This window comes from Pseudomonas gingeri (assembly GCF_013386165.1).
Classification (GTDB): domain Bacteria; phylum Pseudomonadota; class Gammaproteobacteria; order Pseudomonadales; family Pseudomonadaceae; genus Aquipseudomonas; species Aquipseudomonas gingeri_C.
Map to the genome: position 1 here is coordinate 260,210 of NZ_JACAOS010000015.1, position 12,535 is coordinate 272,744.

At 62.8% G+C, this 12,535-nt stretch carries 12 protein-coding genes; 3 read left to right on the forward strand and 9 right to left on the reverse strand.

Translation table 11 applies throughout. The features are described 5' to 3' along the window. The first annotated feature begins 35 nt into the window (after nt 1–35). From HX866_RS13825 to HX866_RS13835, 3 genes are all read left to right on the forward strand, one after another. Nucleotides 36–386 carry a toxin gene (locus tag HX866_RS13825; protein WP_177100435.1) on the forward strand — a complete coding sequence of 117 codons (351 nt, stop codon included), beginning with the start codon at nt 36–38 and terminating at the stop codon, nt 384–386. Beyond that, complete coding sequence (locus HX866_RS13830) at nt 376–690, forward strand: helix-turn-helix domain-containing protein (protein ID WP_177092308.1); 315 nt, start codon at nt 376–378, stop codon at nt 688–690. Before HX866_RS13825 ends, HX866_RS13830 begins: the two co-directional genes overlap by 11 nt. Nucleotides 691–838: 148 nt before the next feature. Continuing rightward, complete coding sequence (locus tag HX866_RS13835; protein WP_177092309.1) at nt 839–1,780, forward strand: cupin; 942 nt, start codon at nt 839–841, stop codon at nt 1,778–1,780. A gap of 6 nt (nt 1,781–1,786) precedes the next feature. Here the strand turns inward: HX866_RS13835 and HX866_RS13840 are convergent, their stop codons facing one another. From HX866_RS13840 to HX866_RS13880, 9 genes are all read right to left on the reverse strand, one after another. Further along, entirely contained in the window at nt 1,787–2,707 is a 921-nt protein-coding gene (locus HX866_RS13840) for a LysR family transcriptional regulator (RefSeq protein ID WP_177124492.1), read from the reverse strand. A 60-nt stretch (nt 2,708–2,767) separates the two neighbouring features. After that, a complete protein-coding gene (hcnC, locus tag HX866_RS13845) occupies nt 2,768–4,012 on the reverse strand; it encodes a cyanide-forming glycine dehydrogenase subunit HcnC (RefSeq protein WP_177139996.1) in 1,245 nt (414 codons plus the stop codon). A 3-nt stretch (nt 4,013–4,015) separates the two neighbouring features. Further along, entirely contained in the window at nt 4,016–5,416 is a 1,401-nt protein-coding gene (hcnB, locus tag HX866_RS13850; protein WP_177124494.1) for a cyanide-forming glycine dehydrogenase subunit HcnB, read from the reverse strand. Beyond that, complete coding sequence (gene hcnA, locus HX866_RS13855; RefSeq protein WP_177124495.1) at nt 5,413–5,727, reverse strand: cyanide-forming glycine dehydrogenase subunit HcnA; 315 nt, start codon at nt 5,725–5,727, stop codon at nt 5,413–5,415. The genes hcnB and hcnA overlap by 4 nt, the downstream gene beginning before the upstream one ends. A 146-nt stretch (nt 5,728–5,873) precedes the next feature. Next, nucleotides 5,874–8,993 (reverse strand): efflux RND transporter permease subunit, encoded by a 3,120-nt coding sequence (locus HX866_RS13860; protein WP_177139997.1) that lies wholly within the window; start codon nt 8,991–8,993, stop codon nt 5,874–5,876. After that, nucleotides 8,990–10,222: an efflux RND transporter periplasmic adaptor subunit gene (locus HX866_RS13865; protein ID WP_177139998.1), complete on the reverse strand. Its 1,233-nt coding sequence runs from the start codon at nt 10,220–10,222 to the stop codon at nt 8,990–8,992. Before HX866_RS13865 ends, HX866_RS13860 begins: the two co-directional genes overlap by 4 nt. Further along, nucleotides 10,219–11,484 (reverse strand): TolC family protein, encoded by a 1,266-nt coding sequence (locus tag HX866_RS13870; RefSeq protein WP_177124497.1) that lies wholly within the window; start codon nt 11,482–11,484, stop codon nt 10,219–10,221. Before HX866_RS13870 ends, HX866_RS13865 begins: the two co-directional genes overlap by 4 nt. 101 nt (nt 11,485–11,585) lie before the next feature. Further along, the gene (locus tag HX866_RS13875) at nt 11,586–11,927 is read right to left on the reverse strand and encodes a hypothetical protein (protein ID WP_177139999.1); all 342 of its coding nucleotides are present in this window, start codon (nt 11,925–11,927) and stop codon (nt 11,586–11,588) included. Nucleotides 11,928–12,027: 100 nt separating this feature from the next. Next, nucleotides 12,028–12,450: a hypothetical protein gene (locus HX866_RS13880; protein WP_177124498.1), complete on the reverse strand. Its 423-nt coding sequence runs from the start codon at nt 12,448–12,450 to the stop codon at nt 12,028–12,030. Between the last annotated feature and the right edge of the window lie 85 nt (nt 12,451–12,535).

A 12,535-nucleotide genomic window follows, 5' to 3' on the forward strand; every position in this document is an offset into this window, starting at 1 on the left:
CCTCTTTAAATCTATACGTGAGTAGCGTACAAATAATGAATGCTCTGTTTATCGAACTGCCCCCCTTCGAACGTCATCGCAGAGCCTACCTGGGCGACGAGGCGTTTCACTGTTTCCAGCTCGCCTTGCTGCATAACCCCGACGCGGGCGAAGTCATCCAGGGCACCGGTGGACTGCGCAAGGTCCGCTGCATGGACATGACGCGACACAAAGGTAAACGGGGTGGCATCCGGGTGATCTATTACAAATGGCCACAAGGTTCCCAGTTCTGGCTATTCACCCTGTACGGCAAGGACGAGCAGGACGATTTGAGCCCGCAACAGAAGGCAACCCTGAAGCGGCTTCTGAACAGCGAGATAGAGGCGAGAAACCATCATGAAGCGTGACATTTTTGCAGAACTGCTTGAGGGCCTCGATGCCCTGGCCGATGACCGCCAGGGCAAGGTCACCCTGCGTACCCACAAGGTTCAGTTGAACAAACTGCAACCCATCGGCGCCGATGAGCTGGTGGCAATCCGTACCCAGTTGAAGCTGTCACGGGCGGTGTTCGCCCTGTACCTGCGCACCAACACCCGGACCCTGGAAAACTGGGAACAGGGACGGGCCAAGCCCAATGCCCAGGCCACCACACTGATCCGCCTGGTCGAGAAATACCCTGAAACCGTGGAGCGCCTGGCTTCCCTGACCTGAAGCGACGGGCAAGCTTGCCGTCCGACGCCATCTCCCCGCTGCCCTTTTGCGCATAACTGCTGTTCCCGTTGAGGCCTTAATCCAGCGCTGTGTGCTTCGTATAGTGAGTGCTCTGCGCCCTATAACCACAACGTCGAGAGGCCCGAGCATGAGCCAGCAACAGCCGATGATCGCCAGCACCGAACTGCCCGCTTGCGAGCAGGACGCCGAGTACTTCGAATACAGCAAGGCCGCCAACCCGATCAGCGCCGGATTGATCTCGCGCATTCCCTATCAGGACTTTCCGGCCACGCTCTACAATAGCGGGCCGTCGCGGCTGGTGCCGCTGGACCTGAGCCAGGCCCTGGGCTGCGAAGGCCCGGCCACCGGTCCCGGGTTGTGCGCGAACTTTATCCGGCTGAATGCCGGCGACTCGCTGACACTGCAGCCCAATGCCACCTCCCAGGTGCTCTATGTGATTGAAGGGCATGGCCGCCTGGTGCAGGGCGAGTCCCGGTTCGAGTGGGACAAGGGCTGCTTTATCGCCCTGCCCGGCCGCCAGGCCGTCGAGCTGAGCGCCAGTGACGACAGCCGCTTCTACTACGTGCATGACGAACCCCTGCTGCGTTACCTAGGCGTCAGCAGCCAGGAAGACCGCTTCAGTGCCACCTTGTACCCGGCACAAACCGCCAACGCCAAACTGCGCGAAGCCGCCGACGACCCACGGGCCCAGGACCGCAGTCGTATCAGCATCCTGCTGGGCAATCGGCACTTTCCCCAGACCCGCACCGTGACCCATGTGCTCTGGGCAATGTACGGCATCCTGCCACCGGGCTCGGTGCAGAAACCCCATCGTCACCAGTCGATCGCCCTGGACTTCATCATCGACTGCCCGCCCGGTTGCTACAGCCTGGTCGGCACCGACGTCGACGAACACGGCCAGATCCGCAACCCGACCCGCGTCGACTGGACACCGGGACTGGCGTTCGTGACGCCGCCGGGTTACTGGCATGCCCACTACAACGAATCGGACCGTGAAGCCTTCCTGATTCCGATCCAGGATGCCGGCCTGCAGACCTATCTGCGCGCCCTGGACATTCGCTTCAGTTGAACGGACTCAACGCTGCCAATAGGGTGGCGTACCGATGCGTTCAAGCATGAAGTCGATAAAACTGCGCACCTTCGACGAGACGGTGCGTTTGGGTGGATAGACAAACCACAGCGACGCGGCGATCTGCGTGGCCTGGGCCTGCCAGTCGGGCAGCCAGTGCACCAGTTCGCCTTGCCTGAGCTGATCGGCCACCAGCCAATCCGGTAACAACGCCATGCCCAATCCCTGACGCACCGCCAGCAGTTGCGCATCCAGGTCGTTGATGCGCAGATGGCCCTTGATTGCAACGCGCTCGACCTGGGCACCCGGGGCTTGCAGCGCAACGAAAAACACTTCGTCAGGCAGATTGCCGTTCAGTATCGCGGAACACTCCGCCAGTTCCCCTGGAGAGCGTGGCGCCGAATGCTGCCGGGCGTATTCAGGGCTGACGCACAACAGCGTGTGTTCAGCCGCCAGCTTGCGCGCCTTGAGCGAGGAGTCCGGCAACACCCCAACCCGCAGCGCCAGGTCGACACCGGCACTGATCAGGTTGACGTGACTGTCCTCCAGGGTCAGCTCCAGGCGGATTTGCGGAAAACGTGCGGCAAAGTCGCCGAGCAACGGCAACACATGGTGCCGGGCAAACGCCGGAGGCAGGTTGAGCTTGAGCAGCCCCCGGGGTTGCTGGTTGAGGGCCGAGGTCGCGGCCCGGGCCTGGTCCAGCTCGGCGAGCACCCGCAACGCATGGTGCAGAAACGTCTCGCCGCCCTCGGTCAGGCGCAGGGTGCGGGTGGAACGATTGAACAGGGCGATGCCCAGGTCCTGCTCCAGGTCCTTGATATAACGCGATACGGTCGAAGCCTTGATCGAGAGCTTCTCCGCCGCCCGGGAAAAATTATTGGCCTGGGCGGCCTCGACAAAGGCCGTGAGGGCGGCGAAATAGTCCATGGGGTATCCACTCGGGTGCGGCTCAATGGGTGAGCCGCCGAAACACCTGAGTAGATACCGTTATCCGACGTCTTTGAGCAAGCCCGGATCGAAACGGTCCGCCAGGAATGGCGTGATATCCAGGGGCAAGGGCTCCTGATGGACCAGCCGTTCGAGCATCACACCGGTGATCGCCGAGGTCAGGATGCCCGTACGGAAATGCCCGCAGGCATTGAGATAGCCGTCGACACCGGCCATGGCCCCCAGGATCGGCAGTTCGTCCGGCGAGCCCGGACGCAAGCCCGCCCAGCAGCGCTTGAGATTGATGTTCTTGAGCCCGGGCACACAGCGTATGGCCCCCTGCACCAGACCGGCGACCTCCGGGAAGGTCGTGCTGACATCGAAGCCCTTGTCCTCGGTGGTGCTGCCGATGAGGATTTCACCGTTGTCCTTTTGCGCCATGTAGCAGTCGCTGGTGGTCAGGCAGCCCTCCAGCAACTTGGGCATGCGCTCGGTCAGGAGGATCTGGCCCTTCACCGGTTTGACCGGCAGCCTGATTCCGGTGGCCTGTTCACTGAGATCGGCGGCCCAGGCCCCGGAGGCGTTGATCAACGTCGCACAATGAAAGGTGCCCTGCTCGGCGGTGCGCACGCCGCTGACCCGGCTGCCCTCATGCTCAACGCCGGTGACATGGGTGTTGAAGTACAGGTCGACGCCATTCTGCCGCGCGGCCTCGGTGTAGGCGTCGGCCAGGCGGAACGGACTGACCTGGTGATCGCAGAGAAACTCCAGCGCGCCCTGCGCCGCCTGGCTCACCGCCGGTTCGGCCTCGCGCAATGCTTCGCGATCCAGCCAGCGCAACTGGTCCGCCAGGTGCGGAATCCGCGACACGATGTGCTCGGCATACAAACGGTCTTCATCGTCGTAGATCACGTATTTCAAGCCGGTGCGTTCGAACTTGAAATCCATGCCGTGGCGCTCGATCAGCTCGCGGTGCAGCTCCGGATAAAGGGCGTTGGACTGCAAGGCAAAGTCGAAGAACGCCGGCGGCAGGATATGCGAGGTGCTCGCGTCCACCGCCACCGCTGCGCCATGGGCCTCGCGACGCCGCTGGGCCGACATCATGCGAAAGAAGATCACCCCGCAACCCAACCCCACTGATTCGCCGATGGCCCACAGGCCGCCGGCCGAAGCGCGGGTCGCATTGCCAGGGCGCTTGGCATCAATCAGAGCGATCCGCAGCTTGTTGCGCCGGGACAGATGGTAGGCACAGGAAGCACCGATCACACCGCCACCGGCAATCACCACATCGTAGGTTCTGTTCATGGTTCAGAGGTCCTTGCCCAGGTTCTCGAAGGCGGAAAAGGGAATCGGCTCGATGGGAAAGCGCGGGCGCAGCCAGCCGACATCGGGGTGTCCGGTGGCCTGGCGCAGGCGGTCGCTGCAATAACCGACACACATGCGTCCCTGGCAATCGCCCATGCTGACCCGCGTGCGCATCTTCAGTGAGGCCATGTCCTCGACGCCCTGGGACAGGGCAAGATCAATGTCGGCGCGGGTCGCGTGCTCACAACGGCAGATCACCGTATCGGCCCTGGGCAGGTCGATCTGCCGGGTGCCACGGCGGGTGTAGCGATCGACACCGGCGCGAAACTTCCTGACCTTCTCCAGCTTGTCCAGGTAGACCTGGCGCAGGGCCAGGGCGCCCTCGGTGTCGAGCACATCGCGTTGCATCAGGATCGACACCGCGGCAATCCTGCCGGCCAACATCGCCGCCTCGCCTCCACGAATCCCCCCCATATCGCCGGCCAGATGAATAAACGGCTCACTGCTCTGCTGCCAGACATTGATCTCGGGCCGCAGGCAACCGTCCTCGCCAAAGCCATGGGCCAGGCCCATTTGCTGGCTGAGTTGTGTCCGTGGAACAAAGCCATAACCGACCGCCAGGGTCTGTGCCTCGACCCGACGCATCCGGGTAAGGTCCGCCTGCCAATCGCTGGAATAAGGCGCCAGGGTCACGCTGCTCAACTCTTCGCTGCCCTGGGCCTCGACCACGCCCCAGCCATAATGGAATGGGATGCCGTGCAACTTCAGATAGGCAAGCATGCTCAAGCCATCGAGAAACATCTGCGGTTTGTTCAGCAAGGCCAGACTTTCACGGGCGATCCGACCCAACGCGCTGGCTTCATAGACACCCACCACCGACACCCCGGCGGCGTGCAACTGGCACGCCACCAGGGGCAGCAAGGGCCCGGTGCCGGCAATCACCGTAGCCCCCAACGGCTTGACCACACCACTCTTGATCTGCAACTGCAAACCACCGAGCAACATGACCCCGGGCAAGGTCCAACCGGGAAATGGCACGTTGCGTTCATGGCAGCCGGCCGCCAGCAACAGTTGCGAATACTCGATCTGATACAGGCGTTCATCGGCATCCAGCGCCATCAACGCTCGCATCCCTTCGCCACCAAGAATCCGCGTACCCAGGCGCACATCGACCCGATCGCAATAGCGTGCGAACTCACCGTGCAGCCGCTCCAGCACCTCGCGATAACGCGTGCCCAGGTAGCCGAGGTCAACCCCGCGGCGCAGCGGCCCGCGATAGACCACACCGCCCAGGCGCGAAGCTTCCTCGAACAACACGCTGGGCACGGAGTGTCGGGCCAGCTCGGCCGCCGCCGCCATGCCGGCCGGACCACCGCCGACAATCACCACGGGCAGGCGGTTCATAGCGCCTCCAGTACAGGGAAGCGGCTGACACCGGTTTCGATCTGCATGCCGGGCTGTACCAGTGTCTGGCAGGCCCGGCGTTTGTGTCGGCCATCAATCGAAACCAGGCAACATTGGCAAACACCCATGCCACAGAAGGCTCCGGCGACCTGGCCATGATCATTGCGCGCCAGCTGTCGCAGGCCGACCGATTGCAGCACGCTGAGCACGGTCTCGCCGACGGCAGCCGATACGGGTTGACCGTTGAGGTGGACGGTCATGTCCACCTGGGAAAGGGGTTGGATATCGTGTTGTCGATCCAGGTTTTGCATAGGTGCATCGTCCATGACTAGCGTGAACGTGCACGCTAAGGGATTCGATGCGTCGGGAATTTGATCCAGGCCAGTAAAGAACAACAAAAATCCAGGGGGGCGACCGGCAGCACTACCTACAACTGTAGGGCGTCCCCCTGCTCACGCTAACGCCGGCGCTTCATCAACCAATACGCCGCCGGCAACACCAGCATCGACAACAACGGCGCGGTAATCATGCCGCCCACCATGGGCGCGGCAATCCGCTTCATCACCTCCGAACCGGTGCCGCTGCCCCAGAGGATCGGCAGCAGACCGGCAATAATCACCGCCACCGTCATCACCTTGGGCCGAACCCGCAACACCGCGCCCTCACCGATGGCCTCCAGCAAGTCCTTGTCCTCCTCTCGCCCGGCATCCAGGCGCGCCGTCCAGGCATTCTTCAGATACAGCAGCATGATCACGCCAAACTCCGCCGACACCCCAGCCAGGGCGATAAAGCCCACGCCCGTGGCCACCGACAGGTTGAAACCCAGCAGGTAGAGCAACCAGACGCCCCCCGAGAGTGCGAAAGGCAGGGTCAGCATGATCAGGCCCGCTTCGCTGAAACGTCCGAAGGTCAGGTAGAGCAGCACGAAAATGATCAGCAAAGTGGCGGGCACCACCCACATCAGACGGGCATTGGCCCGCTCCAGAAACTCGTACTGCCCGGAATAGGACACGGTCATCCCGGCCTTGAGCTTCACCTGTTGCGCCACCTGTTGCTGCAGGTCGCGGGCGGTGGACGCCAGGTCGCGGCCACGGACATCCACATAGACCCAGCCGGACAGCCGGCCATTCTCACTGCGCAACATCGGCGGCCCCGCACTCACTCCGATATCCGCCACCGCACCGAGGGTGATCTGCTGCCCGTTCGCCGTCAGCATCGGCAATTGCTGCAAGGCCTGCGGACTGTCGCGCCACTCCCGTGGATAACGCAGGTTGATCGGATAACGGGCGACGCCCTCGACCGTCTCCCCCACCGTGCTGCCGCCCACGGCACCGGACACCACCGCCTGCACATCGGCAATGCTCAGGCCATAACGGGCCGCCGCCAGGCGATTGATCCGGATATCGAGGTAGCTGCCCCCGGTCAAGCGCTCCGCCAGGGCCGAACTCACCCCCGGAACCTGCTTGGCGACGGTTTCGACCTGGTGGGCAACCTCATCGATATCCGCCAGGGATGTACCGGCCACCTTGACCCCGATCGGGCTCTTGATACCGGTGGCGAGCATATCGATGCGGTTGCGGATCGGCGGAACCCAGAGGTTCGACAGCCCCGGCACCTTCACCGCCTGGTCCAGCGCCTCGATCAGTTTCTCCGGGGTCATGCCGGCGCGCCATTGCTCACGGGGCTTGAACTTGATGGTGGTTTCGAACATCTCCAGGGGGGCCGGATCGGTGGCGCTTTCGGCCCGCCCGGACTTGCCGAAGACATGCTCGACTTCCGGCACCGTGCGGATCATCCGGTTGGTCTGCTGCAGCAGTTCGCTGGCCTTGCTGGCCGGCAAACCTGGCAATGCCGAAGGCATGTACAACAAGTCGCCTTCATCCAGCGCCGGCATGAATTCCCCGCCCAATTGGCTCAAGGGCCAGAGGCTGGAAAGGAAGATCAGCAGCGCCAGCGCCAGGGTCCACTTCGGCCATTTCAGCACCGCGTTTAGCAACGGACGATAGGCCGCGATCAACCAGCGATTGAGCGGGTTCTCCTGTTCGCCGGGAATATGACCGCGAATCCAGTAGCCCATCAGCACCGGCACCAGGGTCACCGACAACCCCGCCGCCGCCGCCATCGAATAGGACTTGGTAAACGCCAGCGGACCGAACAGCCGCCCTTCCTGGGCCTCCAGGGTAAACACCGGGAGAAACGACAGGGTGATGATCAACAGGCTGAAAAACAGCGCCGGCCCTACCTCCGCCGCGGCCTCGCCGATCACCCGCCAATGAGCCTCGCCTTGCAGCTTCTGGCCGGGATGGCGCAGTTGCCAGGCCTCGATATGTTTATGCGCATTCTCGATCATCACCACCGCCGCATCGACCATCGCGCCGATGGCAATGGCGATACCACCCAGGGACATGATGTTGGCGTTGACCCCCTCGATACGCATCACGATAAAAGCCATCAATACCCCCAGCGGCAGGGTAATGATCGCCACCAGGGACGAGCGCCAGTGCCAGAGGAACAGCAGGCAGACCAGCGCCACCACGCCAAACTCCTCCAGCAGTTTGAAGCTGAGGTTGTGCACAGCACGATCGATCAGTTGCGAACGGTCGTAGGTGGTGACCAGCTCGACTCCGGGCGGCAAACTGCCGCGCAAGCTGTCGAGGCGGGCTTTCACCGCTTGCAGGGTTTCGTCGGCGTTCTTGCCGGAGCGCAGAATCACCACGCCACCGACCGCCTCGCCTTCACCATCCAGTTCGGCAATGCCACGGCGCATCTCGGGGCCGATCTGGATCGTCGCCACCTGGCCGAGCAACACCGGCACACCTTGCGCCGAGGTTTTCAACGGGATATTGCGAAAATCCTCCAGGCTCTTCAGATAACCCGAGGCCCGCACCATGTATTCGCGCTCGGCCAATTCCAGCACCGAGCCACCGGTTTCCTGGTTGGCACTCTTCAGCGCCTCACTGACCTGTTGCTGGGTGATGCCGTAGGTCACCATTTTCTGCGGATCGAGCAGGACCTGGTACTCCTTGACCATGCCGCCGATGGTGGCGACTTCGGCGACATTGGGTACGGTCTTGAGTTCGTACTTGAGGAACCAGTCCTGGATGGAACGCAACTGCGCCAGGTCATGCTGGCCGCTACGGTCCACCAGCGCGTATTGATAGATCCAGCCCACCCCGGTGGCATCCGGGCCCAAGGTGCTGGTGACGCCCTGGGGCAAGCGCCCCTGGGCTTGATTAAGGTATTCCAATACCCGCGAGCGGGCCCAGTAGAGGTCGGTACCGTCCTCGAAAATCACGTAGACAAAGGAGTCGCCGAAAAACGAGTAGCCGCGCACCGTCTTGGCCCCGGGGACCGACAGCAAGGTGCTGGCCAGCGGATAGGTGATCTGGTTTTCGACGATCTGCGGTGCCTGCCCGGGAAAGCTGGTGCGCACGATCACCTGGGTATCGGACAGGTCCGGCAACGCATCGAGCGGCGTATTGCGCACCGACCAGATCCCCCAGGCGACGATAAACAGCGTCGCCAGCAGGATCAGGAAACGATTGCCGATGGACCAATGGATCAGGCGCTTGATCATTTCATGCCCTCCATCTTTTCCATTGGCTCATCGGTGGGGACGATGCCTTGCAAACTGGCTTCCGAGTCGAGCAGGAACTGCCCGGAGGTCACCACTTTCTGGCCCTCGCTCAGGCCGTCGAGCACTTCGATACGCCCGGCGGACTCGCGTCCGATACGAATTTCCATCGGTTTATAGTGGCCCTGGTCCCCGGCCAGCATCACCAGGGTGCGTTTGCCCGTGCGGATCACCGCTTCGCTGGGCACCAACAGGCTGGGGGTCGGATCGGGATCGGCGAGGCGCACGCTGGCGAACATGCCCGGCCGCAGCTTGCCGTCGGGGTTGGACAACTGGCTACGCACCGTCAGGGTACGGTTCTGCGGATCGACACTGGGCAATACCGCCACCACCTGTCCCGCCAGCGTCTTTCCGGGATACGCGGACAAGGCCACGGACACCGGCGCGCCGACCTCGACAGAGGTCGCCTGCGCCTCGGGGATCGCGGTGTCGAGCCAGACGCTACCCAGGCCGTTGATGCGCGCCAGGCTCATCCCGGCAGAGACACTCATCCCCGCGCGCACGTCCAGGCTTTGCAGTTCACCGGCAATCGGCGTCGACAGGGTCAGCACTGGGAGAACCTTGCGGGTCTTCGCCACCTGGGCGATCACCGCTTCGGGCATGCCGAGCAATTGCAGGCGTTGGCGCGAGGCCTGGATCAAGCGGCTGTCGCCGCTGGCGAGGACCGCGACGAACTCCAGTTGCGCGGCCGACCACTCGGGTATCAACAGATCCACCAGGGGCGCACCGGCCGGCAGCACGTCACCGGGTGCGCGGTCATAGACACGCTCGACAAAGCCCGCCGCACGGGCTTGCAGATTGGCGATATCGCGCTGGTTGTAACCCAGCGAACCGACGGCATCGAGCCCTCCGGGCAGGCGTTCGCGCACCACCGCGGCGGTGCGCATGCCGAGGTTCTGGGCCAGTTGTGGCGATACGCTGATGGACGAGGTGTCCTCGGCGCCATCGACATACTTGGGCACCAGTTGCATGTCCATAAATGGCGATTTGCCCGGCGAATTGAAATGCTGGGTCGGGTACATCGGATCGAACCAGTACAGGGCCGGGCGATCTTTCTTCGCGCCATCGCCCATGGCTGACATCCCAGTCCCGCCGTGGCCGAGCCAGAAGCCCCCGGCAACACCCAGTCCCGCCAGCGCGAGGGTCAACAGGGAGTAAGTGAGCGTTTTCATTTGAGGCCCTCGACATAGGCGTAATACAGGCTGGCGGACAATTGGCTGAACTGATTCTGTTGGGTGACACTGCGCAGCTGTGCCTCGATCAGATCGCGACGGGCGCCTATCACTTCGTTCAACGGGCTCTTGCCGGCTTTGTAGGACGCCAGCGAAAGCTCGGCGCGGCGCTCGGCCAGGGGAATCGCCGACTGTTGCGAACGCTCCAGGGCTTTCTTCAAGCGATCGAGTTCGGCCAGGCCGCTTTCCAGCTCGGCCTTGTGCTCACGCAACATGACTTCCTGCTCGGCCTCGCGTTGCTCGACTTCATGCTGGCGCGCATTGATCCTCGGTCCCTGGCGGGAACCGGTGAACAGCGGCAGGTCGAAGGTGAATTTCAGCGACGCCGTATCGCCGCCCAACTGCCGGTCACGCTGGGCGTAGACCAGCTCGACGCCCCAGTCGGGTTTCTTCTGCGCGATGGCATCGGCCAGTTCGGCATTGGCCTCGCTGACCCGCGCCGTGGCGGCTTGCAGGTCCGGATGGCGCTCCAGGCTGTGCTGGGTATGGGGCAGAATCGGGCCCCAGGTCGGTGGCCCGTCGGCCAGGGGCTGGTCGGCATCGGCGCCGATCCAGCGGCGCAGCTTGGCCCGGGTCATGGCGATGTTCTGTACCAGCTCGTCACGTCGGTCGGCCAGCGCCAGGGCTTGCTGATCAGCCTGGAGCAGATCGCCCGCCTGCGCGGTACCGGCGGCGATACGCGATGGGGTGGTGCTGCGCAACAGTGCAACCTGATGATCCAGCTGGTCGAAGTTTTTCACGCTGAGTTCGGCGTAATAGACATTCAGCCAGGCCAGCGCGGTTTGTCGCTTGATCTCCAGTAACGAGGCCCGGCGCTCGGCTTCGGCGACATCCACGTTCGCCAGCGCAAGCTGTTTGCGGGCCAGGCGTTTGTCACTGTTGGGCACCTGCTGGCTCAGGCCGATCTGGCGTTCGGTCATCGAATCGCTGTGGAACGAATAACGATCGGAGTCCTGGATCGGCAGGTCCTGGATCCCCAGCATCAGCTTGGGATCGGGCAACGCATCGGCGGGACCGACCGAGGACTGTGCCGACTCGACCTGCGCCAGGCGAGCGAGGTTTTCGGGGGCGGTATTTTCGGCCAGGTGCTGGGCACGCTCGAAACTCAGCGGCTCGGCCCTGACGGCTACCAGCGGGCTTGCGCCCAGGACAACAGCGATCACACCGGCCAATACGCGGTGTGAGGGAAGGAAAGCGAACATGCTTTCGTCTCCAATGCAGGATCGACGCGTCCGCTGCAAATAGCGGTCGCGATGGCCCCTACGCCGTTTTGTGCGGGCGTACGGGGATTCGGATCAAGGCATCAGACGTAACGCGGAGGGCGCCACAGATCGGCAGGCTCAGACAGGAGCACGGCGGGCGGTTGCAGGGTAAGCGGGAGCGGCAGAACCGGGCTGAAGGTCCGGATCGTCAAGACCTGGGCCAGACTACCAATCTTGCACTCCTCCCCCGACTTGCAGGGCGACTTGGAGGCGGCACCGTGTTCCATATCATTGCAGCAGGGCGCGCCGGTCATTTTCGACCCGGCGTGGTTCATCAACGGCATCGGGCAAGGTTCAGCGAAAGACGCTGCCGCAGCCACGCTGCCGAAGATCGGCAGCATCAGGCTGAGTAGCAAGGTCAAGATCAGCTGAAACCTGAACATCGAATGCGCCAATGAAAGGGGTTGCGGTGAAGGTAGGCTACTTAAACCGCTGCAGGTTAAGTAGACATTAATATTCGTGGCAGCGCTGCTTGCCCACGCCTTACTCCGCAACCGCCTGCAACATCCACACGTCGTCTTGCTCCACGATCAGGCCGCTGGCCAGCAGCAGCGGGCGCACCCGGATATGCAGTTCCGGCTTCACGAACTCATGCACCCTGGACAAATCCAGCGCACCTGGGACCTCGAGTTCACTCTTGAAGAACGACAACCAGGCCTTCTTCAGCATCAGGAGCACCTCGCTCGGGGTAGTCCTGGCAAACTGGCGGTTGACCACCTTGCCCAGCTCGAAGGTGTGCTGGAAGGCATAGCCGGTTTCCACACCTGCCGCCTCCACGCAACGCAAGCATTGGCACGGCCCATCGGCAAAAGCCTGGAGCAGAAAAGCGCTGAAATCCGTCACGGGCTTGAGGGAAAGTCGCTTGTCCGTCTGAAACAAATCGTCCTGCTGTGCCATTTCCGTCATCGTGCCCTTCCTTAACAATAGGTTGCGACTGCCCGCAACCCTTTGGAGTCCCGGATAAAAAGTCGCGAAGTTAATCCCTTGACTG

Bases quoted from the DNA above. Each gene is read 5' to 3' on its own strand.
- hcnC (WP_177139996.1), bottom strand. From the start codon at position 4,012: ATGAACAGAACCTACGATGTGGTGATTGCCGGTGGCGGTGTGATCGGT.
- HX866_RS13830 (WP_177092308.1), top strand. From the start codon at position 376: ATGAAGCGTGACATTTTTGCAGAACTGCTTGAGGGCCTCGATGCCCTG.
- HX866_RS13880 (WP_177124498.1), bottom strand. From the start codon at position 12,450: ATGACGGAAATGGCACAGCAGGACGATTTGTTTCAGACGGACAAGCGA.
- HX866_RS13870 (WP_177124497.1), bottom strand. From the start codon at position 11,484: ATGTTCGCTTTCCTTCCCTCACACCGCGTATTGGCCGGTGTGATCGCT.
- HX866_RS13865 (WP_177139998.1), bottom strand. From the start codon at position 10,222: ATGAAAACGCTCACTTACTCCCTGTTGACCCTCGCGCTGGCGGGACTG.
- HX866_RS13840 (WP_177124492.1), bottom strand. From the start codon at position 2,707: ATGGACTATTTCGCCGCCCTCACGGCCTTTGTCGAGGCCGCCCAGGCC.
- HX866_RS13860 (WP_177139997.1), bottom strand. From the start codon at position 8,993: ATGATCAAGCGCCTGATCCATTGGTCCATCGGCAATCGTTTCCTGATC.
- HX866_RS13835 (WP_177092309.1), top strand. From the start codon at position 839: ATGAGCCAGCAACAGCCGATGATCGCCAGCACCGAACTGCCCGCTTGC.
- hcnA (WP_177124495.1), bottom strand. From the start codon at position 5,727: ATGCAAAACCTGGATCGACAACACGATATCCAACCCCTTTCCCAGGTG.
- hcnB (WP_177124494.1), bottom strand. From the start codon at position 5,416: ATGAACCGCCTGCCCGTGGTGATTGTCGGCGGTGGTCCGGCCGGCATG.
- HX866_RS13875 (WP_177139999.1), bottom strand. From the start codon at position 11,927: ATGTTCAGGTTTCAGCTGATCTTGACCTTGCTACTCAGCCTGATGCTG.
- HX866_RS13825 (WP_177100435.1), top strand. From the start codon at position 36: ATGAATGCTCTGTTTATCGAACTGCCCCCCTTCGAACGTCATCGCAGA.